Here is a 22,755-nt window from a genome sequence, read left to right on the forward strand (position 1 = left end):
CGCTTTTTCAGCCAATCGGCAATGCCATGATAATGGCATCTTCGCGCCCGGAGGCCGCTGGATAGTAATTACGGCGAATCGAAACCTCGTTGAATCCCATACTCTCATACAGCGAAATTGCCCCACGATTGGAAGCGCGAACCTCCAGCCAAAGCGTAAACACGTCGCGAGTTTCAAGCTGAGCGAGAATTTCTTCGAGCAAAATACGCCCCAATCCCTGCCGTTGATAGGCGGGATCAATGGCAATATTAAACAGCGTGGCTTCGTCCAGCACGGTCTGCACAATCGCAAAACCTACCATTTTGCCCTGCTGTTCTAACTTGAGATTGATATAACGTTCGCCCTGATTAGTCGCAAACGTTTTTTCACTCCAGGGAAAGGCGTGGCTGGCCTGTTCAATCTCAAAGGCGCGCGTCAGATCCGCGGGGGTCAGGATAGAAATGTTGTTCATTTTCACAAATCTGCTGCCAGAGCGCGCGTTTGGCTCCAGCGTCTTGAGAAAGCTCGGCCAGCGCCGGGCTAGATAACTGCGCACCCGCGACCGTTAACGGTTCGCTAATGCCCAGTCGCCAGGTATTGCAGTGCGTGTCTTCCGGCAGCATCGCGACCTGCTCCGTTTGCAGGCAATAAACCTGCGAATCGTGCAGATTGAGGCTGCGGATCACGTCTTTTACCAATAAATCGCCTTCCAGCGGCAGCACGTCGGCAACAATTAGCAGCTTTGTCTGGTCCGGCAGACTGACGGCCACTTCACCTTGTAAAACCGTGGGGCGACGCAGCGTCCACTGGGTTATTCCCAGCTGCTGTAATAGCCAGTCTCGTCTTGAAGCCATGCTTTTTCCTGCCCGTTGGCGACTCTTATAGCGCGCTATGCTAGCAAACACATCGAACCTGCGCCAATAAACCTCTATAATGCCGCCCATATTCCTGAGGAGCCTTATCTGATGTCAGCATTAACCCCGGCCAGTGAAGTCATACTGCGCCACAGCGATGATTTTACCGGCCGCCGCGTACTGTTCGCCGGCGATTTACAAGATGACCTGCCAGCCGATTTCGATGCTGAAAACGTGCGAGTCCATACCAATCAATATCACCACTGGCAAATGCTCAGCGCTTCATTGAAAGATGACGTGCAGTTTGGTCTGGTGGCGGATGCCGAGTTTATCGCTGCCAGCGATTTGCTGATTTATTACTGGCCGAAGAGCAAGCAGGAAGCCAAGTTCCAGCTGTTCAACCTGCTTTCTACCCTGCCACTGGGCATTGACGTGTTCGTGGTCGGTGAAAACCGCAGCGGCGTGCGCAGTGCGGAAGAAATCCTGTCTGAGTTCTGCCAGCTGGATAAAATTGACAGCGCCCGCCGCTGTGGCCTCTATCATGGCCGTCTGGAAAAGCAGCCAGAGTTCGACGCCGAAGACTGGTGGCAGACTTATATGGTCGAAGAAGTCACCATCAAAACCCTGCCAGGCGTATTCAGCCGAGAAGGTCTGGACAGCGGCAGCCTGCTGCTGCTCAACAGCTTTGAAGAGCCAATTAAAGGCAAAGTGTTGGATATCGCCAGCGGTTCCGGCGTGCTGGCTTCTGTGCTGGCAACTTATTCGCCAAAAATGAAAGTCACCCTCAGTGATGTCGGTGCCGCCGCGCTGGCCGCAAGCCGCGCTACGCTTGAAGCCAACGGGCTAACCGGCGAAGTGATTGCCAGTAATGTCTATTCCGACATCAAAGGCCGTTTCGACATGATCATTTCGAACCCGCCTTTCCACGAAGGCCTGCAAACCAGCCTGCACGCTTCCGAGCAGCTGATCCGCGGCGCAGTTAACCACCTGAATATTGGCGGTAAACTGCGTATCGTGGCTAACGCCTTCCTGCCTTATGCAGCGCTTTTAGACGCTACCTTCGGTAACCATGAAGTACTGGCGCAGAACGGCCGTTTCAAAGTGTACGAAGCCACCCGTGGCCGTCCGCCGCGCGACGATAAAAAGAAAAAGCGTTAATAATCTGAAAGTTAATAGCTTATAGATTTCGAGCGACAGGAAGGCAGCAACTGAAGAAGTCCCCGGGAGCTTACATCGGTAAGTGACCGGGGCGACTGAGGACAGCGAACGCACCTGTGTTTGAAAGATATAGCGACAATAGCTTATAGATTTCGAGCGACAGGAAGGCATTAACTGAAGAAGTCCCCGGGAGCTTACATCAGTAAGTGACCGGGGCGACTGAAGACAGCGAACACACCTGTGTTTGGAAGATATAGCGACAATAGCTTATAGATTTCGAGCGACAGGAAGGCAGCAACTGAAGAAGTCCCCGGGAGCTTACATCGGTAAGTGACCGGGGCGACTGAGGACAGCGAACGCGCCTGTAGCTCGAAAGATATAGCTAGGAATTGCCAAGAATACGCATCATCTCTGCCGCATACCGCTGACCAGAAGCAGAGTGCAGAGGAAAAGCAGCTTCGATCGCCGCGAGTTCGGCTTCATTCAGGATGACATCAAGCGCGGCGATGTTCTCTTCAAGATAAATACGACGCTTTGTTCCCGGGATTGGCACAATATTTTCCCCCTGTGCCAATACCCACGCCAACGCCAGCTGGGAAGGCTTCACGCCTTTCTCGCTGGCGAGTTCGGCCACTTTATCCGCCAACTGCAGATTTTTTTCGAAATTATCCCCCTGAAAACGCGGATTATGTTTGCGGAAATCATTGTCGGCTAAATCTTCAGGTGAACGAATGGTGCCAGTCAAAAAACCGCGGCCTAACGGGCTGTAAGGCACAAAGGCAATCCCCAGACGCTCACAGGCTGGCAGGATGCTTTCTTCCACGTCGCGGCTCCACAGCGAGTATTCTGTTTGCAGCGCGCTAATTGGATGCACCTCGTGCGCCCGCTCCAGCGTGGCGGTACCCACCTCACTCAAGCCGATATAACGGATTTTACCTTCACGCACTAAATCCGCCAGCGCGCCAATGGTATCTTCAATCGGTACAGCAGGATCGGCGCGATGCTGATAATAAAGGTCAATGACATCGGTTTGCAGGCGTTTTAGGCTACCTTCCACTGACTTGCGAATGTAGTCCGGATGTCCGTTTGTGCCTCTGGCATGAGGATTCGTCGGGTCACGGACGATGCCAAACTTGGTTGCCAGGAATACCTGATTGCGACGCCCCTGCAATGCTCTGCCCAGCAGTTCCTCATTGGTATAAGGGCCATACATGTCGGCGGTATCAAGCATGGTCACCCCTAGCTCAAGCGCGCGGTCCAGCGTCGCCAGCGACTCTTTCTCGTCCATATTGCCGGTGTAAAATTCGCTCATCCCCATGCAGCCTAAACCCAGCGCCGAGACCATTGGACCGTTTTTGCCTAATTGACGTTGTTGCATGTTTATTCCCTCTGATTGTTCCGTCGATGAAAATCAGTTTGGTTGTTTACCGCTCAAAGATAAATCCGCTAATCTGTGCAACACTGTTCAGAAATCGCAAACAATGAGAAACCAGCGTGGATCAGATTCAGGCGATGCGGATTTTTACCCGCATAACAGAGTTGGGCAGCTTTACACGCGCGGCAGAAGATCTCGATTTACCGCGCGCCACGGTAAGCACCACTTTAAAGATGCTCGAGCAGCGTCTTGGGGTGCGACTTTTTCTGCGAACCACGCGACAGGTGAAAATTACCGAGGAAGGCGAGCAATATTATCAGCGCTGTCTGCAACTGCTGGCGGCATTCGACGAGGCGCATAATCTGTTTGCGCACCATCAGGCACAGCCTGAAGGCCATGTACGCATTGATATGCCCCATTCTGCGGCGCGTGAAATCGTGCTGCCCGCGCTACAAGAGTTTTCCGCGCGCTATCCGCTGATAAGCCTTACCGTCAGCGCTAATGATAATGCGGTTGATCTGCTGCATCAGGGTGTCGATTGCGTGATCCGCGCATGGCCTGCGGAAAACGAGAATCTTCAGTCGCGACCTATCGCCATGCTGGAGCAGATTACCTGTGCCTCGAGGGATTATTTGCAGCGCTACGGCGTGCCCGTCAACATTGCTGATCTTAAGCAGCATCGGGCCGTAGCTTATTTTTTTGCCCACCAACGCCCCGAATCGCATCTTGAATTTGTTATCAACAAGAAAGTCCAGCAGGTAATGATGGATCACACGCTGACCGTGAGCGGCGCAGACGCCTACATTGCAGCCGCAAAATCTGGATTTGGGCTGATTCAGACCTCACGACGTGTCGTCGCGGGGGATATTTCGCGTGGAGAATTGATTGAGGTGCTTCCTGGTTTCACTCCGCCGCCCATGCCGCTGTACATTATGTATCCACCTGGGCGTTTTCTGGCGCCGCGCGTCCGAGTGCTGCTCGACTGGCTTATTGAACTGTTTTCACGATTATAAACAAGTAAAGTCGGCGATCAAAAAACGCCTATAAAACCAACGACAAGCAGATCATCCGCTTGAATATCCTGCTATTCGGGCGAAAACTGCGCTTTTTTACAGCAATCATCGCCTTTCAATGAAATAACTATTGACGCCCTCGCTAAAATCTCTAGAATTCGGCCCCGTGGTTGCTTACTCGTATAGACGATGTTTTATACGTTAAGAAACGGTTTGCGAAGGTGGCGGAATTGGTAGACGCGCTAGCTTCAGGTGTTAGTGTTCTTACGGACGTGAGGGTTCAAGTCCCTCTCTTCGCACCAAACAACCATAGGCAGTAAACAGTACAACGCAGAACGTTGCGAAGGTGGCGGAATTGGTAGACGCGCTAGCTTCAGGTGTTAGTGTTCTTACGGACGTGAGGGTTCAAGTCCCTCTCTTCGCACCAATGTGTTTGTATCGCAGATGCCAAAAGAAACAGAATTATCGCAAGTAAGTAATCATTTGTGCGAAGGTGGCGGAATTGGTAGACGCGCTAGCTTCAGGTGTTAGTGTTCTTACGGACGTGAGGGTTCAAGTCCCTCTCTTCGCACCAGATGACTCTTACAATAGCTTCAAAATACCATTGCTTTAAATACTATTGTTTTAAAATACAACAGCTTCAAAACACTCGCCTTACTCTCCGCAAGAATCTCTCTTCAACTCAAGACGTTAAAAATCATCTTTTTATTTCTGAAAAAAAATTTTACTAAAGCTCAGCTCTCTTTTTCACATCAAATTAAAGTTTACCGACACAGCAGCCAGTCCGCCAGCCAATGCCATAAATGACGGCAGCAACAAGTAATGTCTCAGTTTGCTGTGGAACAACATGATAAGCGTCGCCAGCATCGCGATAATCACCAGATACTTCAGATGATCCAACGACAGATTTGCCAGCGCTAAAACGGGCAGCAGTGCACAAGGTAATAACACGCCCCATCCGCTAGACAAACGCTTGCCAAAAGACCAACTCACTCCCCACAATCCACACGCCGTAACTATTGCTGCAATCATGCTGCTGTCCCACGCTAACTGATAATGATAACTAGTAGCATATAGCAACTTTTCTCATCGCGCATCCGTTTGTTGAATGCTTTTTGTGCAATTAGCATTATGTTTTATAAATAACTGTGATTGGCACCCTGAGAGAGAAGCAAAAAGTGACATTCCTGAGACCCCGTTAGAACGCCATCAAAATTGGCGCAGATACAATTTATAGCCAATTATTTGAATATATTAGCTATTATCTAGTGCAGGGCGAAACAACAAAACGCCCGATGCAAGGGCATCAGGCGTTTTGAGAGCACAAAAATGTCAATCTATGCCAGGACTGCTCATGTCTCGGCTCATTAAACTGTCCCAGTTATTTATGCAGTGCCAATAACGCAGCAAAGACGTGTTCAACCGCTACCGCGCCAGGATCTTTCACCCCTTTCAGACTGTCACTGTTGAGATATGAGGACCGACCGGCGTTGGCTTTTTTCATGCTCGCGGTGTCTTTGGCTCCTTTGGCCGCTGCATTGGCTGCACCGGCTAAATCTCCTGTTTTTTTATCCAACGCTTCCAAAGCTGGCTGTAAAGCATCGATTAGCGTGCGATCGCCCAAATCAGCCCCACCGTAATGCTTCATGCGCTCCAGGCCAAACAGCAGGGACTGGGCAAGCGATTCTTGCTCGCCAACTTTCTGCCCGGCAGCGGTAAAGAATATCGACATCAATACGCCGCTCGAGCCGCCCATCACTGTCGCCAGACGATCGCCGACAACCGCGAACAACGATGCGAAATCGTCCTGTGGCAGTTTGTTGCCTTCGTTGAGTTCGAGAATATCTTTGGCGCCCGACGCAAAAGTCGAGCCGGTATCGCCATCTCCCACCTTGGCATCGAGCTTGTTCAATTCACCTTCCAGCGAAATCAGTGTTTCTGTAATCACTTTCACAATGTTGCCAACCGTTGCATTGCTCGAAGCTTTGATCTTCACTTTCTGGCTGATTAATTTAACCTTCTGTAGTGGCAATTTCTCGAGTTTGACCAGCGGATGCCAGCCCGAGGCTTCAACCTCTGCCAATAAAGCTTCTTCAATGTCCTTGTTCAGCACGATGGTTGAGAGTGAGAAACCTTTCATATCCAACGCGCTCACCAGAGCAGCAGGGCCTATGAGATACTTGATGGCGCTCGCGAGGTCAGAATGTACTAGCTCTTTGGTGATCTGATTCATCTCCAGCGGTGAAACGCCGCCAAGATTGTTAATCAGCACCGCAACTTTGTGGCTTTTCTTCAGCTCTTTTTGCAGCAATTCGACCAGTGTTTTAACTATTTTTTGGCTATTGTGTGTTTTCAAAACTGACACACCCGGTTCACCATGAATTCCAAGACCTAACTCAACGTGACCGGCAGCGATACGATCGCTCTCATCTTCTTCGTCATCTCCACCCGGCAAATTACAACCGTGCATGGCAACGCCGATGCTCGAGGTGGCATCAATGGCTTGCTGAGCGATTTTAGTCACCTCTTCCAACGACTTGCCCTGCTCGGCCGCATAACCCGCGACTTTATGCACTAGAGCTGTGCCGGCAATACCGCGCGGCTGCTTATTATCTGGCAAAGCAATGTCATCAGACACCATCACTAAATCGACTTTATAGCCGAGGTGTTTAGCTTTTTCAGCCGCCAGACCAAAGTTGAGACGATCACCGGTGTAGTTTTTCACAATCAGTAAACATCCGGCGTCGCCAGAGACTGCAACAATCGCATTCAACACAGCATCAACACTCGGTGAAGCGAATACGTCACCGCATACCGCAGCAGTTAGCATGCCTTTACCAACAAAACCAACGTGAGCAGGTTCATGCCCAGAACCACCACCAGAGATTAGCGCTACTTTCTTTTTATCCCAGTCGCTTCTGACCACGACACGAATCGCTGAGTCTACATCCAATTTGGCTAGATTCTTGAAAGGTGAGGTTAAGATCACCCCTTCAATTACGTCATTAATCAGCGTCTTGCGGTCGTTCATGAAGAAATTAGACATACCGGATGAACTCCTTTTGTGGTGATAAAAATACTGTCAAATAGTCATGGTGAGTTTTTTATTAATTCGTTCAAACTAACCAAAGCCAAGAATCTCTCCAAGCATAGTGAAAATTTTAACGATATGTTTGCGTTATCATTGCAAAGTTATTATTGCCGAGATTTATATATTATTGCGTGATGATGCGCACATTGATAAACCAAACCACAACAGGATAAATAAATATAGCAAACAGGTAGCGCCTTCAATATTGACGGGATGAGTCATTCCACATTATGATCAGCCAAATAAAAATAACAGCTTATTGGAATAACTGTTTATTATTTAATTTAACTTCAAACGTAAATAAACAAGTCACTCATACTGGATGATTTGAGCTTATCAGAGCGCCCACAATGAAAAAAATAGGCTGTTTTATTTCTAATGGATTTAATATGTTAACTCTTTCGCGGTTATCTGCCGTACTCGATTTAGCAAACTCAATAAGGATGAAGAAGAAACGCTATCAGCTTATTCTATTATCATCAAAGGGCGGTACTGTTTATAGCGCCTGCCAGCTTCCTGTTGAATCTAGCATAACGACCAGCAAAAGCCTTATAATGCTTAATAGTTTGTTTATCATGGAGAATTTAGAAAATTTTCATCCTGCATGGAATAACGCTGCATCCGCTGATCTGCAAAATGACAGTAATCATAAAGTAAAATATCTCGGTATAGAACCTGTGACAATCAAGGGCCTGACATCTCCACTTTTTTTTCTGGCCTCTCTGGAAGAGGAAGCAAAACTTTATCATCTTTCGACTTTTGATAGCGCAATGCCAAATGTAAATTTCAAAAAGGAATCTGTGCTGATATTTAACAACCATGTTTGGGCCGCTAGCGGGCACTGGGCTGGAATTGATCTTATATTAACGTTTATCGAGGAAGAGTCAGGGGCGGCCGAGGCAATGCAATTGATGAATATCGTTGAACGATTGTTTAATAAATATGAAAATAACAGTCAACTTGCGGTGCTGGAGAATTTTTCCTGCCACGGTAATAGTGAAAGAATAAACTTGTCGCTACGTTATATCAGGCAAAATCTTTGTAATACAGTCACCATTACACAATTAGCAGAGCTTGCTAATTTAAGTGCCAGACAATTTAGTCGACTTTTTAAAGAAGAAACCAGCACATCTCCGGCTAAAGCCATCGCGCAGATTCGTGCCGAGGTCGCTCGAAATCACGTGATTCAAGGGAGACTCTCGCTGGACAAAATCGCTAGCCTGTGTGGATTTTCCGGAGTTAAAGGAATGCGCCGCGCCTTTTTAAAATTTTACGGAGAATCACCCTGCAATTTTCGTATTAAGTGAAAACTTTAAATTATTTTAAATAACCAATACTTAACGAAGACCAATATTGCAATTTTAGTTCAATGCTCTTTGCAGAGAGATACCCAATTATTATTTATCATGACTAAATATTCTCCCCGTTTAATTTTTTCAAAATGAAAGGTTAAAGACTGATCTTTTGCGGCAAAAAAGCTCCCAACGCCATGTAGCTCGTCGCCTGGAGCAATATTAGTCGTTTTAACATATGCCGTGATTACATTCGACTGCCTTTTAACATTTTCAAGCAGCAGACTACGATTCAACTGTTTCTTCCCCTCACTAGTATCATATATGCCAAAAATAGTGATCATATTTGAATTTAACCATAGTGTGATGCTGCCATTGAATCGGTAGTTTTTAAACTGATCGTTAATAAACTCACCGTTAGTGATTTCCATACTGCAAGGCGCATCCGGTAAAGGGTTATTAAAGAACAGTTTGACGCTGATAAAGTATCCAGCAAAGGCCAAAGCCATTATGGCAATTAGTACACTGAAAAATGTTTGTAAGCGCAAGGCACATCATCCTTATAGATACTCTTTTCACAGTAGGCTACCCACATTTTTGGACCGTTGGATGCAACATAAACCTCACGCGTCATTGGTAAAATATGTTGTTCAATTCGCTGCCATATTGCCTCAGATACCTGCGCCGAAGGTGCCATGTAATAATTCACCTGATTGAGATATTTTATTTGCTTGAAGTAATTCGACGAGAAAGTGTTTGAGAGCAAGGCAAACATGAATAAAGATGCAGTAAATATAATGAAAACAGTAAAATACCTGGACGATAACTTGTTGTGCCCCAGATATTGCGGGGCAAAAAAATTTGCCTGCGTGATGACATCCCCCCTGCTCCGTAAGGAAGCAGCTCCTTGATAGCAGTCGGGAGACAGCGGTAGGTGTCAGGCAAACACTCAGGTTTTATCACCGCCTCGTTGACATACACAATGCCATAACGAGGTATGGTTTTAAGACAAGAAGAGGGTAAACCCGCGGCTGTAAATTTCCTGCGCAACATTTTCACTAACTGATGGTAACTAGACTCGCTAACTACTATGCCTTTTTGATGCCATATTTCGTCAATGATGGTGTCTTTTCGCCCGCGCTTATCCAATATTATTTCAAGTATCTTTTTTTCATTGGGTGTTAGGTGAATATCACCGGCGGTGCTCTCCAGACACGAAAATGTCGAATTATAATAAATCCCCTCTCGCAAGGGCACTTTATTACTTGCCATAAAAAATCCTTAATTCAGTCTGCGTACAGGAGAGTTTTTTCTTAATTTAAATCTGATAATCAAAAAATTTTTAATTATCGAAATTTAGTTAATTTATCACTAGAGCCAATAAGTTGATTTGGAACATATCATATCCGCTCCACCTGGGCCATGGACACAGGTCACATTCTCAGGGTTTTATCAGATAATGAAAACATGTAATTTACTTTTACTTCACATCTCAATTACTCATGAAAAAATCACATTATATTCAAATTATAATTAGCAAAATATGATGGGAAGATAATTCATTATCTCTTATAGGAGTGAATTCTGATTACCTTTCATTTGTCATTGAAACTGTTAGATTCTACTACCTGATGATTAGAATAAAGAAACGAGTGTCGATTTTAACGGCGCTTGAAGAAGCCTCTTAGTTTAAGCAGAAATGAAACTTGAAAAGCCTGAGGAAACTCTGAGAAAAACCTGATAATTAAGTGCCGGCTCAACAGTATTGAGCCGGCTAATTTTAACGCTTACGCCAAACGGTCAGTTGTGCCACCGTGTGCTGGTGCTTTCTAGCCGTTTCACGAATAACAAATGGAACATCAACCGGAGCCTGAACTTCAACAAAATCAGCCGCCAGCAATCGCTGTAATGCCTGATAGGTGGTTAACGCCTCTCCATTTTCACGCACACCACCGATCCAATTCTCCTTAGGCGTAAACTCTTCAAGCCAGGTATAAGGAGAAGACAGCATCAGAATACCGCCGCTGACAATACGAGTAGTAATGTCGCGCAGGAAGCGTTTAGGTTCGCGCAGGCGGTCCACAAGATTGGATGCCAACACAAGATCGTACGCCTGATACTGAGGTTTTAGATTACAGGCATCGCCCTGCACAAAATTCACGCGCTCCGCCTGATCTGCCGAAATACCAATATCAGACAGGCTTGCCTGACAATATTGCATCAGATCGCCCTCTTCCGGCATGAGATAGCGGCGTTCTTCACCACGAACCAAGGAAAGAGCTACGTCAATAAATCGTGCAGAGTAATCCATTCCAGTGACTTTATCGAAAGTGCGGGCCAGCTCGAAGCTGGCACGTCCGGTCGCACAACCAATATCCAGCGCCGAACCGCGTTTCTCAACAATTTGCTCGGCGATATCAACCAGCGCCCGTGCATAATTCGCCACGTTGAAATAGCTTGGACCATATTGGAAATCAAGATATTGGGAAACCAGCGTATCGGTTTCATAAGGATTAATGGTAACTTTCTCCTGATGCGTGGAAACCACATAACGGAAACCGGCATGCTGGAAGAAATGGCGGCGGAATGCATAACGTGCAGACTTTAGCGCCTCGTTACCGGTTGAAATCCAACTGCCGCCTTTGATGATAGCGTGCTTGCCGTCAAAGGTCGGAGTTGAGAAATCATCGTAAAGAGGGTGAATTTTGAAACCGTCAAAACCGCTGATTGGCGTCGTAGTCCATTGCCAGACGTTGCCCACGATATCAAAAAAATCGCCTTGCGCGAAACTGTCTACCGGGCAACTCGACGCCCACCAGGCCAGATTGATATTACCTGGTGCTTTCTGCCAGTCGGTCTGATCGCCTTCAACCTGCTGACGTAGCACGTACCATTCAGATTCCGTTGGCAACTGAATTGACTTGCCAGTCTCATCCGCTTTCCAGCGACAGAAAGCCGCGGCCTCGAGCTGATTAACCTCGGCCGGCCAATCCCATGGCATCGTCACTTCTTCCGTTAGCAGACGCAATTTTAGATTAGCAGGGTCAGTTATCGAACCTACCCAAAATGTTGGCATTTCTGCTTTAGAGAATGACAGCCAACCTTGCCCCTCTTCATCCCACCATTGCGAGTCCTGATAGCCACCGGCCTGCACAAATTCGAAGAACTCAGCATTGCTAACCAGCATTTTACTGGCTTTAAACGCGCTAACTTTGCTCTCATAGCTACCGTATTCGTTGTCCCAGCCGTAGGTATCATCGGTTTTACCCAGCGTGATCGCAGTTTCCGGCAATGATACTAATGAATTTTCAGGCACTGCCGTGCGATCGGTACGAGCTTTTTGGCAGGCTGGCCAATGAGACTGTGGCTGCAACCACTCGATCGGCAACTGACGCATCAGCACGCTTGAGGTCTCAAGATGAATTCGCTCGTGCTCAATGCCCATCATGATAATCCACGCCGGACTTTCCCAATCCAGCGGCAGTGTTATCGGCATGGTTTCAATCAGTTCAACCACACGGCGATTGACTTTACCGCGGTAGTCGCGCAATTCGGAAACCGATGGCCAGTCATAATGACTGTTGTCCAGATCGTCCCAGCTCATCTCATCAACGCCAATGGCCAGCATCGCTTCGATGTGCGAATCGACTCGCTCATCGATCAGACCCGCAGCCATCAATTTATTGATATAAAAGGTAGCGGTATGACCAAAATAAAAGATCAGTGGATGACGCAGGGGAATCGCCTTCGTGAAGTAGGCACGCTCGTCTGCCAGGCATTCGAACAGGCTCTCGTATAATTCCCAGGTCTGGTTAAAATAGGTCAAAATTTCTTCGCGTTTTTTCTCAACGTTATCACCGCTCAACAGTAAAGTTCGTGTTGGCTCTGGTAATCCTGCGTTGACCGCTTTATTGCTCGCCATCTTTATTCTTTGCCTCTGGTTTTTTACTCGAATGGGAATAAGTGTAGCAGGCTGAAAAATCAGTTATGCCTAAACCTTCTAACGTTATGTGCCTGAGAGCTGTAGTCATGGAAAGTCTTTTTTTGACATATTGAGTGGAATCAACAAGCTGGGTCTTGATAAGTTTTGTAAACAGAAATGTTTGGATACGAGATCAATAGTTGATCGCTTCCACATTCTACAATGAAAACCTGTTTCGTAAACTGCGATACGATGGAGTTACGCGAACTTTGATCAGCATGCTATAGCATGGGTAGACTTGAGTCGTATTTTCGTTCGCATTGTTTGTGAATGACTTAAGATATATTTTTATTCGGTAAAACAATTTAATATTAATGGCACCCTCAGACGGCTACATAACAGTAAATAATTTCTTTAAATTGGAAACGTAGCTTAATTAATAATAAATCCTTGCTCAAAGGTGGTATTCCCCCCTTACACAACAGTCATCCAATCAATCAGACCCTATATCTCATAACAATGAGAAAAAAACAATAGCGCTCCTTTTGAAAAAATAAATAAAACCGCAAAATAAGAAATTTATTGGAAATAAACCACCAATAGAAAAGTAATAAATATAATTCTAAATACTCAAAAAAACATTAACTAAAACCATTTCTAAAAAACCAATGTTTAAAAAAATAAAAAAATCCTTTTGAAAAAAACTTTTAAAAATAAAACCCTTTTATTTCATAACAGTAATCTAACTTTTTTATTACATTAAACTTGCCGATATTGATTAATTGCAATCGAGGGATATTATAAGACCACAAGTCAGCCATCTCGCATTATTGTAGTGAACGTATTTAATTAATTTTCTGCCATGGCCAGACATGAAGCAAAAATACCAATTACCAGTACGTCGAGAAAACACTATTTTAATTACAGGAAATGAGACTAACTATGACTAACAGCTTCCAGAATGAGATCCCTAAAGCACGCGTTAATATTAAACTTGACCTACACACCGGCGGAAAAAATAAAAAAACAGAGCTACCTTTAAAATTAATGATTATGGGTGATTACAGTAATGGCAAAGAGAAACGTTTGTTATCAGATCGCGATAAGGTAAATATTAATAAAAACAACTTTAACAGCGTACTCGCCGAATATCGTCCATCGTTGAATCTAACTGTCGAAAACACTCAGGCCGGCAACCATAGTGAAGAAAATATTTCTCTTATATTCAATGACATGAAAGATTTCGAACCCGAACAAGTTGCCCGCCAAATTCCGCATCTGCGTGTGATGCTAGCAATGCGCAATCTTTTACGTGACCTCAAATCTAATCTTTTAGATAACGCCACCTTTCGAAAAGAACTTGAGGCAATCCTCAAAGACGATGCACTGAGCGAAAACTTACGTAATGAACTGGCGGCCCTCGCCCCTGATAACGCCTAACTCTGACTGAACCGGATTACACCGGAGGATGCTCATGTCTGTTAATGCAAAAAATACACCACAAAATAAAACCAGCCTTCTGGAAATTGGAGACACCGAAAGTGTTTATGCGTCTCTGTTTAAAAAAATAAATCTTACTCCCGTGTCGTGTTTGGGTGACGTTAACCTTTTTCAGGACAGTCAGGCTTTGTCTGATGTCACTACCGATGAACGCGTTACTGCTGCAGTTCAGGTATTTCTGGAACGCCTCAAACAGTCTGGCCAAAAAGTCGATCGTCTGGATAAAACACTATTGGATGGCCACATAGCCATGCTCGACGAGCAAATCAGCCTTCAATTGGATGTGGTTATGCATCATCCTGATTTTCAGAGAGTTGAGTCAGGGTGGCGAGGTCTAAAATTTCTGGTTGATCGTACTGATTTTCGTCAGAACGTCAAAATTGAGCTACTCGACGTATCGAAAAATGACCTGCGCCAAGACTTCGAGGACTGCCCTGAAATAATTCAGAGCGGGATGTATCGCCATACTTACATCCAGGAATACGATACGCCAGGCGGAGAGCCCATTGCTTCTGTTATTTCAAACTACGAGTTTGACGCCAGTCCACAAGATATTGCATTACTTAAAAATATTTCAAAAGTTTCTGCCGCTGCACATATGCCTTTCATTGGATCAGTAGGCCCTGAATTCTTTCTAAAAACATCAATGGAAGAAGTTGCGGCAATAAAAGACATTGGCAATTACTTTGAACGCGCGGAATACATTAAGTGGAAAGCGTTTCGAGATACAGATGACTCTCGTTATATCGGCCTGACTATGCCCAGGGTGTTGGGCCGTTTGCCTTACGGACCCGATACTTTGCCAGTGCGTAGTTTCAATTACGTCGAAGAAGTCAAAGGCCCGGATCATCAGAAATATCTTTGGACTAACGCCTCTTTTGCCTTTGCGGCCAACATGATGAAAAGCTTCATCAAAAATGGTTGGTGCGTACAAATTCGGGGTCCACAGGCGGGTGGCGCAGTCACCGATCTCCCGATTCATCTTTACGATTTAGGAACGGGTAATCAGGTAAAAATTCCTTCTGAGGTCATGATTTCAGAGACTCGTGAATTCGAGTTTTCCAATCTGGGTTTCATCCCTCTTTCATACTATAAAAATCGCGATTACTCGTGCTTCTTTTCTGCAAATTCGGCACAGATACCGGCAATTTATGACACTGCCGATGCAACCGCCAATAGCCGGATAAATTCGCGGCTACCCTATGTCTTCCTACTATCGCGCATCGCGCATTATCTCAAGCTTATCCAGCGCGAAAACATTGGTACGACAAAAGATCGCCGCCTGCTCGAACTTGAACTTAATACTTGGGTGCGAACCTTGGTCACTGAAATGACTGATCCCGGCGACGACTTACAGGCTTCGCATCCTCTGCGTGATGCAAAAGTTACGGTCGAAGATATCGAGGACAATCCTGGTTTCTTCCGAGTAAAACTCTATGCCGTCCCGCACTTTCAGGTTGAAGGCATGGACGTGAACCTGTCGCTGGTTTCTCAAATGCCAAAGGCAAAGGCATAGCGGGAATACAATGAAAATTTTTCGTCCGTTATGGAACGACGGGGCTTTTTTGACTCCACAGCAATTCCAGCAACAGGCTCGTTGGGATGCCTATGTCGCAGACGGCATTGCACATATGGCACTCGCTAATCCCTGGGGAGTGATCAAAGCAACGTTTGACAGTGGATCACTGGCGCTGGAGCGCCTAAATGCGCTGCAACTTGTAGTTCGTTTTCCCGATGGTACACAAATAGACACCGAATTGGCCGATAACCTGCCTCCTGCATGTGATCTTTCTAAAATTTCAAATCTTGATAACGTTGACGTGGTACTGGCCTTACCTTTGCTTTCAGCCAATGGCGGCAATCTGGACAATGGGCAAGATAGCGAACGCCCCCGTCGCTGGCAACAAGAGTGGATAACAGTACAGGAGCTTGCCGAGCATGAACGAAGTGAGCTGGCTGTGATGCGCCACGCTATCACACTGCGTTTTGCACACCAGGAAAACAGCGCCTATTTAGTCTGTCCTATCGTGAGATTAAAACGCAATGTCCAGAGCGTGTGGGTTCAGGATGAAAATTTCATCCCGCCTATGCTGTCTCTAGCAGCAAGTCAGGTCGTATTGAACGGATTAGGAGATTTACTTCATCGTTTGCAGGCGCGCCGTGGCCGCCTGATGACCATGCGCCGCGAGAGCAATGAGCGTATGGCTGACTTTGCCGTAGCAGATGTCTCACTGTTTTGGTTGCTCAATGCGTTAAATAGCGCCGAGCCGGTATTAAGGGAACTTTATCAAACTCCTTTCCGGCACCCTGAATTATTTTACCGTGAACTGGTTCGCCTTGCCGGGAGCCTGCTGACCTTTTCTCTTGAGCATAAATCAGAGGACATCCCACCTTACCTCCACACAACGCCAGAAAAGGTATTCCCACCTCTTTTTGCCCTGCTCGATGCCCTGCTCGAAACGAGTCTACCTTCGCGCATGGTGGTAATCGAACTGGTACACAAAGGCCAATTTTGGACCAGTTCTCTGCTTGATGCCCGCCTGCGGGAAGAGGCCGATTTCTATCTTTCAGTTCGCTCTTCAATCCCAAGACACCTATTGCAGACACAGTTCCCACTGCTATGTAAGGCAGGCAGCTTTGAAGATGTGACTGACGTGGTCAACATTGCGCTGAGCGGTGTAGTGATGAAGGCACTGTCTCACGTTCCGGCAGCTATCCCGCTACGCCTTGAAAATCAATACTTTGCTCTAAACCTTAGCAGCCCTGAAGCCAAAGCCATGTTGGATGCCGGCAATTGCGCTTTTTATACACCCGGCTCCCTGGGGGATATCAAACTCGAACTCTTCGCGGTGCTGCGCTCATGAGCAAAATAAATATCTCCATGGTTGATAAGGTGTTTTATCCATGTTGGTTAATGGTCAGCCAGTTACGTAATGGCCATGAGATTGAAGATGGCGAAGCTTTATATAAACGCGCCTGCGAGTGGATCGACATCGCTCGCGAGACTTTATTGCAAGCTGGTTTTAGCAATATCTGCTGCGACCATATGCTTTATACCCAGTGCGCGTTGTTGGATGAAAGTGTCCTAAATAGGCAACAAAAGGACAGCGGTTACAATAAATGGCTGCAAGACCCGCTTCAGGCGCGCTACTTCAATACCCTCAACGCCGGTGAAGAACTCTGGGAACGTATTCGCACTGTTTTAATGGATCCAACGCCTGATACGGCAGTACTGACCTGTTTTTATCGTGCCCTCTCCCTGGGATTTACCGGCTGTTATCGACATACAGGAGATCAGCGCCGAGAAGATATCGTTCGCAAGTTAAGCAAGCTAGTCCCCGCCTTTACGACTTCACAGGAAATGCCGGTTATATCATGCCCATCGCATTTGTACTCTAGTCCAAGGAATTACTGGCTCTTATGGGCGGCAGGTTCAACAGCTCTATTTGCACTCTGGTTAACACTCTCCACCACCTTGGCACACATGGTGACGCAACTGATCGGGAGCCAATAGCAGATGAGTGGACCAATCCGATTAATAATGCTGCTTGTTGGGACCAGCCTTGCGCTATGGCTAATTCTCGGCATTTGGATTTTGCCTGCCAGTAACCAAATAGTTTTAAGCCTGCTGACGGCCACAATCAGCATTACGACCGGTTACTTTCAGTGGCGCAGGTATTGTCTTCACAAAGTTGCTCACCAGCATTTCGAAAATTCAGTTCTGCCGCCAGAGGATTTTCAGGGGGCGGTCATTTTAGTTTGTGCCGACTATAAAACTCTTTTTTCAACATTGAAGCTCTTTCGAGAATCTCGTCTGAGCTTTTATTTACCGGTAAAAACCCCGGAACAACTGCCCATTATTGCGCAAATTCTTTCTACTGAACGCCCGGCCCTAATAGCCCAAATATCTATATTAATGGCCATCGTACCGGAGCAACACCAAGAGATTGATGAGGTTGCGCAGTCCCTGCGAAGCTGGCAGCGGGCCATCGCACAGTGCAAATGTTGGCTAAACGGCGTCCCGCCAGTGTGGTTTAGCCTCTGGATTTCATCTCTTGGAAACCCTTCCGAGCAGGCAGATCGCTGGTACACGATCACTCCTTTTCAAAAAGGGATTCAGGTTCACGAGGCGGGTTCAGTCTCTATCCCACTGGAGGAATGGAGCCATCATCAGGCTGCTTGCAACCTTCAGGAAAGATTCAGCATTACGCTATGGTTGGAAAGCTTACAGTCTTGGTACCAAGCTAATATTCAAAGCATCTTGTCGCAACCACAGGGAGATGCCTTACCCATTATCCCCTGCGCATGTGGCGTCTGTTTTATGCCGGTGCAATGCGCTGCTGGCAATCTTTGGCAGAGACATATTGCCACGATGACATCCTTGCCAATCCTGGCTTCTAGTATCCCATCATCTTTAACCTTGCCTGAAGTTCTGCTGCCCTACTTACCTCGGCGCCGTGCCATCTCACGACTGATGCAAACCTGGCAACTCTTTGGGCTTCTCGGCGGGATTTTTCTACTGTTTGCGCTATTGGGCTCGTTTTTCAATAACCAGCGTCTAATCCAAAGCGTAGGCGTTCACTTGTCATTATACAACGGACTGACAGGTACTCTTCCAGCCGCTAAAACTCAGGCCCGGCAGCAGCTTCGCGCGGATGCACAATTGTTGGATGGCTGGTTGCTTGATGGTTCTCCAATGAATATGTCTCTTGGTCTTTATCAAGGGATGCGGCTGATTGCACCGCTCACCGCGGCTATCAACAGCGGGTCGCCGCCTCTACCAATTTCAACGCCGCCACCTGTTATCAAGACAAACGACAAGCAGCCGAAGACGCTAAGTATCGACAGTCTGTCACTTTTTGACGTCGGCAAATCTGCCCTCAAGCCAGATTCAAACAAAGTATTGATCAAGGCACTCATCAACATTCAATCCCAACCCGGCAAGTTAATTGTAATAGCAGGCCATACCGACAGCACAGGCGATGCCCGGAAAAACCAGGTTTTGTCCCAAAAACGCGCCGAAGCACTTAGAAGCTGGATGCTTGCAACCAGCGAAATCTCACCGTCCTGTTTTGTTATCAAGGGATATGGTGCCAGACGCCCTTTGGCATCGAACGACACCACAGAAGGCCGAGCGGCTAACCGACGTGTCGAAATTACTCTGCAAACGCAGGCCAACGGCTGCCCAACGAGAAAACATCAACTGGCATCAGATTCTGATACCGGAATAACAACCAGCAAGGAGAAGTAAATCATGGCAATTCCAATCTATCTTTGGCTAAAAGACGACGGTGGCACCAACATCAAAGGGGCTGTGGAAGTCAAAGACCGCGAAGGCAGTATCGAAGTGGTTGCACAAGATCATAGCCTTTATATCCCCACAGATAACAACACCGGCAAGCTGACCGGCACCCGTATTCACACCCCATTCCTGTTTACTAAAGAAATCGACTGCTCGAGCCCTTATTTATACAAAGCAGTCACTACTGGCCAAACATTGAAATCGGCCGAGTTTAAATGGTACCGCATCGATTCTTCAGGTGAGGAAGTGGTGTATTACACAACCAAGCTCGAGAACGTGAAACTGGTGAAAGTCTCGCCAAAAATGCACGACACCAAAGATCCTGCCTTTGAAAAACATAACCATCTTGAACTCATTGAATTACGTTACGAAAAAATCACCTGGACCTATAAAGACGGCAACATTATTCATTCTGACTCCTGGAACGAACGCGCAACTGCGTAAAACCTCACAGCAGACGATTCGTCGTCTGCTGCTTTTATTGTTGGCAAAACGGCTCAATCAGGTCTTTTTGCCAACAGCGGAATAATTCGGACATCGACCCTATGGGCCTGGGTTCCTGCAAAGGAAAGGCTACGGGCGGTAGCGTATTCAAAAAGGAATACAGTGTGGAAAATCAGTCAGCCGATCTACTCCGTCGCCTTAACCCCTACTGTGCAAAAGCACTTGAAGCGGCCGCTACTCTCTGCCATAACCGCGCCCACGCTGAGATAACCATTGAGCATTGGCTTCTGAAACTGTTGGAATTAGGCGAGGGTGATATCACCGTTTTGGCCCGCCGCTATGAATGGAATATGGACAACCTTTGGCAAAATCTACTAACCCATCTCGACCAACTCGCGCATTCGATAAACTCTCCGCCGATTTTATCCGAGTCATTGAATGCGCTGATGCAGTCTGCATGGCTGACGGCTTCATTACAGGACAATGCCAAACATATCCGTAGCATACATCTACTGAAAGCATTAGTTTCACAACCGCAGTTGCTGCGCAGTGAAGGGACATGGCCGCTATTCAGTCTAAGCTCTGCCCAAATAACGCGCCTTTTACCTTTACTAAACCAACAATCGGATGAGCGTCCAGAATTACAGCAGCCAGCAGATTTAATTGTTCCCTTTGCCTCGCAACATGAACTCTCACCGCACACCAGTATAAATAGGCTGAACTTAAACGAGTCTCATCAGGCAGTATTAAACAAGTTCACCGTAGACATCACGGCAAAAGCCAAAGCCGGGCAGATTGATCCGATCTTTGGCCGCGATACCGAGATCCGCCAGATGATCGACATCCTCTCACGGCGTCGTAAAAACAATCCCATTTTGGTGGGGGAGCCGGGAGTGGGCAAGACAGCGTTGGTCGAAGGCCTTGCACTACGCATTATTGAGGGGAATGTGCCGGAAAGTTTAAAATCAATTAGCCTGCGCACTTTAGATCTTGGTCTATTGCAGGCGGGTGCAGGCGTCAAAGGTGAGTTCGAACAGCGTCTGAAGAATGTAATCGAAGCGGTGCAGCAATCACCAGCGCCAATTCTGCTGTTTATCGATGAAGCCCATACAATTATTGGTGCAGGCAATCTGGCCGGTGGTGCTGACGCGGCAAACCTGCTGAAACCCGCTTTGGCACGGGGAGAATTACGTACTATTGCTGCCACGACCTGGTCTGAGTACAAACAGTATTTTGAACGCGATGCCGCTCTGGAGCGCCGATTCCAGATAGTCAAAGTGGATGAGCCTGACGACGCAAAAGCCAGCATGATGCTGCGTGGTTTGAAAAGTCGCTACGCTCAACACCATTGTGTAAATATTCTTGATAACGCGATAATCGCTGCAATTAACCTTTCACGCCGGTTTCTCACTGGCCGACAGCTGCCTGACAAAGCTATCGATCTACTAGATACCGCGGGCGCGAGGGTGCGCATGAGTATAGATGCCCAGCCGGAAGCACTGACGCAGATTAACTCCGGGCTTGCGGCGCTGGAGATGGAACGACAAGCCATCGAACAGGATAAACGGCTAATGCCTGATCGAGGATGTTCCCGCCTGAAAGAGATTGATCAGCGCCATATGGAATTGACTATCGAGCAGCAGACCGCCGAGCAACAATATAAAGAAGAAAAACGCTTAATTTCTTTGATTATTGAAGCCCGTAAGCAACCTGCGGACACCGGAATTTTAAAAAAACTGCAACAGCAGTTAAGCGATACTCAAGGGAATAATCCCCTGTTATCGCTCGACGTTGATGCTCGCACCGTCGCCACAGTGATTGCGGACTGGACCGGTATTCCGCTCGGCAGCCTGCTAAAAGATGAGCAAAGTGATTTGCTACTATTGGAAAGCCATCTTGCGGAAATTGTAATAGGCCAGGATGCGGCGCTAACGGCAATGGCCCAACGCCTGCGTGCAGCTAAAACCGGATTGACCTCAGAGAAGGGTCCATTAGGGGTATTTTTGTTAGTGGGTCCCAGCGGCGTAGGTAAAACCAAGACTGCGGCAGCGTTGGCCGAGACTCTCTTTGGTGGCCAAAAATCATTGATAACTATCAATATGTCGGAGTATCAGGAGGCTCATACCGTTTCTCAACTTAAAGGCTCGCCCCCGGGTTATGTCGGTTATGGGCAAGGGGGCATCCTCACCGAAGCCGTTCGCAAACGTCCTTACAGCGTGGTGCTGCTTGATGAAGTCGAGAAAGCGCACAGTGACGTTATTAATCTTTTTTTTCAGGTCTTCGACAGAGGAATAATGCGTGACGGCGAAGGGCGCGAAATTGATTTTCGTAATACCGTGATTCTAATGACAGCTAATTTAGGCAGCGACCGATTGATGCAACGGCTCGATGACCAGCCGGAGTCAACCCACAGTAATTTGCACGAACTTATTCATCCGATACTGCGCAACCATTTTCAGCCGGCTCTTCTTGCTCGTTTTCAGACCCTAATCTATCGGCCGCTTAACGCCGACGCGCTTCGCAACATTGCTGAAATAAAATTGAGGCAGGTTACAAAACGTCTGAACAAACATTATGGCCTGCAATGCATCATTCAAGATCGTCTCTACGATACTTTGGTTGCCGCCTGCCTTCTGCCTGATGCTGGGGCGCGAAACATCAATAGCCTGCTTAATCAACAAATTCTGCCAGTGCTGAGTCAACAACTATTAAGCCGTAAGCCAACTCAGTGGAAATCCTCTTTGCTAACTCTAGGCTGGTGTGAGAAGCAAGGAATAACGTTAGAGTTTGAAAATCAGTCTGAAAATATGTAACAGCCGAGTCTA

The 22,755-nt window shown here is 47.0% G+C and carries 18 protein-coding genes and 3 tRNA genes; 13 read left to right on the forward strand and 8 right to left on the reverse strand.

Annotated elements, in window-relative coordinates:
- Positions 1-7: 7 nt before the first annotated feature.
- Together rimI and SPM24T3_RS00835 are read right to left on the reverse strand one after the other, a co-directional pair.
- Positions 8-451, reverse strand: a complete 444-nt coding sequence (gene rimI, locus SPM24T3_RS00830; RefSeq protein ID WP_009634781.1) for a ribosomal protein S18-alanine N-acetyltransferase — start codon at positions 449-451, stop codon at positions 8-10.
- Positions 402-833, reverse strand: coding sequence for a DNA polymerase III subunit psi (locus SPM24T3_RS00835; RefSeq protein ID WP_009634782.1), 432 nt, complete (start codon positions 831-833; stop codon positions 402-404). Before SPM24T3_RS00835 ends, rimI begins: the two co-directional genes overlap by 50 nt.
- A 111-nt stretch (positions 834-944) precedes the next feature.
- On the opposite strand from SPM24T3_RS00835, the gene rsmC reads away from it, so the two are divergent.
- Positions 945-1,991 carry a 16S rRNA (guanine(1207)-N(2))-methyltransferase RsmC gene (gene rsmC / locus SPM24T3_RS00840; protein ID WP_009634783.1) on the forward strand — a complete coding sequence of 349 codons (1,047 nt, stop codon included), beginning with the start codon at positions 945-947 and terminating at the stop codon, positions 1,989-1,991.
- Positions 1,992-2,373: 382 nt separating this feature from the next.
- On the opposite strand, the gene SPM24T3_RS00845 is transcribed toward rsmC, so the two are convergent.
- The gene (locus SPM24T3_RS00845; RefSeq protein WP_009634784.1) at positions 2,374-3,369 is read right to left on the reverse strand and encodes an aldo/keto reductase; all 996 of its coding nucleotides are present in this window, start codon (positions 3,367-3,369) and stop codon (positions 2,374-2,376) included.
- A gap of 116 nt (positions 3,370-3,485) precedes the next feature.
- Here SPM24T3_RS00845 and SPM24T3_RS00850 point away from each other — a divergent pair, with 116 nt between their 5' ends.
- From SPM24T3_RS00850 to SPM24T3_RS00865, 4 genes are all read left to right on the forward strand, one after another.
- Positions 3,486-4,379 carry a LysR family transcriptional regulator gene (locus SPM24T3_RS00850; protein ID WP_009634785.1) on the forward strand — a complete coding sequence of 298 codons (894 nt, stop codon included), beginning with the start codon at positions 3,486-3,488 and terminating at the stop codon, positions 4,377-4,379.
- Positions 4,380-4,594: 215 nt separating this feature from the next.
- Positions 4,595-4,681, forward strand: a tRNA-Leu gene (locus tag SPM24T3_RS00855).
- 38 nt (positions 4,682-4,719) lie between these two features.
- Positions 4,720-4,806 (forward strand) — tRNA-Leu (locus SPM24T3_RS00860).
- Between the two features lie 60 nt (positions 4,807-4,866).
- Positions 4,867-4,953, forward strand: a tRNA-Leu gene (locus SPM24T3_RS00865).
- Positions 4,954-5,126: 173 nt separating this feature from the next.
- Here the strand turns inward: SPM24T3_RS00865 and SPM24T3_RS00870 are convergent.
- Both SPM24T3_RS00870 and SPM24T3_RS00875 read right to left on the reverse strand, forming a co-directional pair.
- Positions 5,127-5,411, reverse strand: coding sequence for a DUF1435 domain-containing protein (locus SPM24T3_RS00870; RefSeq protein WP_009634786.1), 285 nt, complete (start codon positions 5,409-5,411; stop codon positions 5,127-5,129).
- A gap of 349 nt (positions 5,412-5,760) precedes the next feature.
- On the reverse strand, positions 5,761-7,425 hold the full coding sequence (locus tag SPM24T3_RS00875) for a dihydroxyacetone kinase subunit DhaK (RefSeq protein WP_009634787.1): 1,665 nt from the start codon (positions 7,423-7,425) through the stop codon (positions 5,761-5,763).
- A 395-nt stretch (positions 7,426-7,820) separates the two neighbouring features.
- Here SPM24T3_RS00875 and SPM24T3_RS00880 point away from each other — a divergent pair, with 395 nt between their 5' ends.
- The gene (locus SPM24T3_RS00880; RefSeq protein ID WP_037377287.1) at positions 7,821-8,777 is read left to right on the forward strand and encodes a helix-turn-helix domain-containing protein; all 957 of its coding nucleotides are present in this window, start codon (positions 7,821-7,823) and stop codon (positions 8,775-8,777) included.
- A gap of 59 nt (positions 8,778-8,836) precedes the next feature.
- Here the strand turns inward: SPM24T3_RS00880 and SPM24T3_RS00885 are convergent, their stop codons facing one another.
- The 3 genes from SPM24T3_RS00885 to ovoA all read right to left on the reverse strand — a co-directional run bounded on the left by SPM24T3_RS00885 (position 8,837) and on the right by ovoA (position 12,684).
- Positions 8,837-9,310: a hypothetical protein gene (locus tag SPM24T3_RS00885; RefSeq protein ID WP_009634789.1), complete on the reverse strand. Its 474-nt coding sequence runs from the start codon at positions 9,308-9,310 to the stop codon at positions 8,837-8,839.
- A gap of 175 nt (positions 9,311-9,485) precedes the next feature.
- On the reverse strand, positions 9,486-10,034 hold the full coding sequence (locus SPM24T3_RS24440) for a winged helix-turn-helix domain-containing protein (RefSeq protein ID WP_071988397.1): 549 nt from the start codon (positions 10,032-10,034) through the stop codon (positions 9,486-9,488).
- Between the two features lie 508 nt (positions 10,035-10,542).
- Positions 10,543-12,684: a 5-histidylcysteine sulfoxide synthase gene (ovoA, locus tag SPM24T3_RS00890; protein WP_009634791.1), complete on the reverse strand. Its 2,142-nt coding sequence runs from the start codon at positions 12,682-12,684 to the stop codon at positions 10,543-10,545.
- Positions 12,685-13,626: 942 nt separating this feature from the next.
- Here ovoA and tssB point away from each other — a divergent pair.
- From tssB to tssH, 7 genes are all read left to right on the forward strand, one after another.
- Positions 13,627-14,124 (forward strand): type VI secretion system contractile sheath small subunit, encoded by a 498-nt coding sequence (gene tssB / locus SPM24T3_RS00895; protein ID WP_009634792.1) that lies wholly within the window; start codon positions 13,627-13,629, stop codon positions 14,122-14,124.
- A 28-nt stretch (positions 14,125-14,152) separates the two neighbouring features.
- On the forward strand, positions 14,153-15,700 hold the full coding sequence (gene tssC / locus SPM24T3_RS00900) for a type VI secretion system contractile sheath large subunit (RefSeq protein ID WP_037377288.1): 1,548 nt from the start codon (positions 14,153-14,155) through the stop codon (positions 15,698-15,700).
- Between the two features lie 10 nt (positions 15,701-15,710).
- Positions 15,711-17,048, forward strand: coding sequence for a type VI secretion system baseplate subunit TssK (gene tssK, locus SPM24T3_RS00905; protein ID WP_009634795.1), 1,338 nt, complete (start codon positions 15,711-15,713; stop codon positions 17,046-17,048).
- Entirely contained in the window at positions 17,045-17,698 is a 654-nt protein-coding gene (gene tssL, locus SPM24T3_RS00910; RefSeq protein WP_009634797.1) for a type VI secretion system protein TssL, short form, read from the forward strand. Before tssK ends, tssL begins: the two co-directional genes overlap by 4 nt.
- Before the next feature lie 3 nt (positions 17,699-17,701).
- A complete protein-coding gene (locus tag SPM24T3_RS00915) occupies positions 17,702-19,435 on the forward strand; it encodes an OmpA family protein (RefSeq protein WP_009634798.1) in 1,734 nt (577 codons plus the stop codon).
- Between the two features lie 3 nt (positions 19,436-19,438).
- A complete protein-coding gene (locus SPM24T3_RS00920; RefSeq protein ID WP_009634799.1) occupies positions 19,439-19,930 on the forward strand; it encodes an Hcp family type VI secretion system effector in 492 nt (163 codons plus the stop codon).
- Between the two features lie 164 nt (positions 19,931-20,094).
- Positions 20,095-22,743: a type VI secretion system ATPase TssH gene (gene tssH / locus SPM24T3_RS00925; RefSeq protein ID WP_009634800.1), complete on the forward strand. Its 2,649-nt coding sequence runs from the start codon at positions 20,095-20,097 to the stop codon at positions 22,741-22,743.
- Positions 22,744-22,755 lie beyond the last annotated feature (12 nt).

It is taken from the genome of Serratia sp. M24T3 (assembly GCF_000257645.1).
GTDB lineage: Bacteria > Pseudomonadota > Gammaproteobacteria > Enterobacterales > Enterobacteriaceae > Rouxiella.

Coding starts and splice junctions, on each gene's coding strand:
- rimI (WP_009634781.1), bottom strand. CDS start 451: ATGAACAACATTTCTATCCTGACCCCCGCGGATCTGACGCGCGCCTTT.
- SPM24T3_RS00835 (WP_009634782.1), bottom strand. CDS start 833: ATGGCTTCAAGACGAGACTGGCTATTACAGCAGCTGGGAATAACCCAG.
- rsmC (WP_009634783.1), top strand. CDS start 945: ATGTCAGCATTAACCCCGGCCAGTGAAGTCATACTGCGCCACAGCGAT.
- SPM24T3_RS00845 (WP_009634784.1), bottom strand. CDS start 3,369: ATGCAACAACGTCAATTAGGCAAAAACGGTCCAATGGTCTCGGCGCTG.
- SPM24T3_RS00870 (WP_009634786.1), bottom strand. CDS start 5,411: ATGATTGCAGCAATAGTTACGGCGTGTGGATTGTGGGGAGTGAGTTGG.
- SPM24T3_RS00875 (WP_009634787.1), bottom strand. CDS start 7,425: ATGTCTAATTTCTTCATGAACGACCGCAAGACGCTGATTAATGACGTA.
- SPM24T3_RS00880 (WP_037377287.1), top strand. CDS start 7,821: ATGAAAAAAATAGGCTGTTTTATTTCTAATGGATTTAATATGTTAACT.
- SPM24T3_RS24440 (WP_071988397.1), bottom strand. CDS start 10,034: ATGGCAAGTAATAAAGTGCCCTTGCGAGAGGGGATTTATTATAATTCG.
- ovoA (WP_009634791.1), bottom strand. CDS start 12,684: ATGGCGAGCAATAAAGCGGTCAACGCAGGATTACCAGAGCCAACACGA.
- tssB (WP_009634792.1), top strand. CDS start 13,627: ATGACTAACAGCTTCCAGAATGAGATCCCTAAAGCACGCGTTAATATT.
- tssC (WP_037377288.1), top strand. CDS start 14,153: ATGCTCATGTCTGTTAATGCAAAAAATACACCACAAAATAAAACCAGC.
- tssK (WP_009634795.1), top strand. CDS start 15,711: ATGAAAATTTTTCGTCCGTTATGGAACGACGGGGCTTTTTTGACTCCA.
- tssL (WP_009634797.1), top strand. CDS start 17,045: ATGAGCAAAATAAATATCTCCATGGTTGATAAGGTGTTTTATCCATGT.
- SPM24T3_RS00915 (WP_009634798.1), top strand. CDS start 17,702: ATGAGTGGACCAATCCGATTAATAATGCTGCTTGTTGGGACCAGCCTT.
- SPM24T3_RS00920 (WP_009634799.1), top strand. CDS start 19,439: ATGGCAATTCCAATCTATCTTTGGCTAAAAGACGACGGTGGCACCAAC.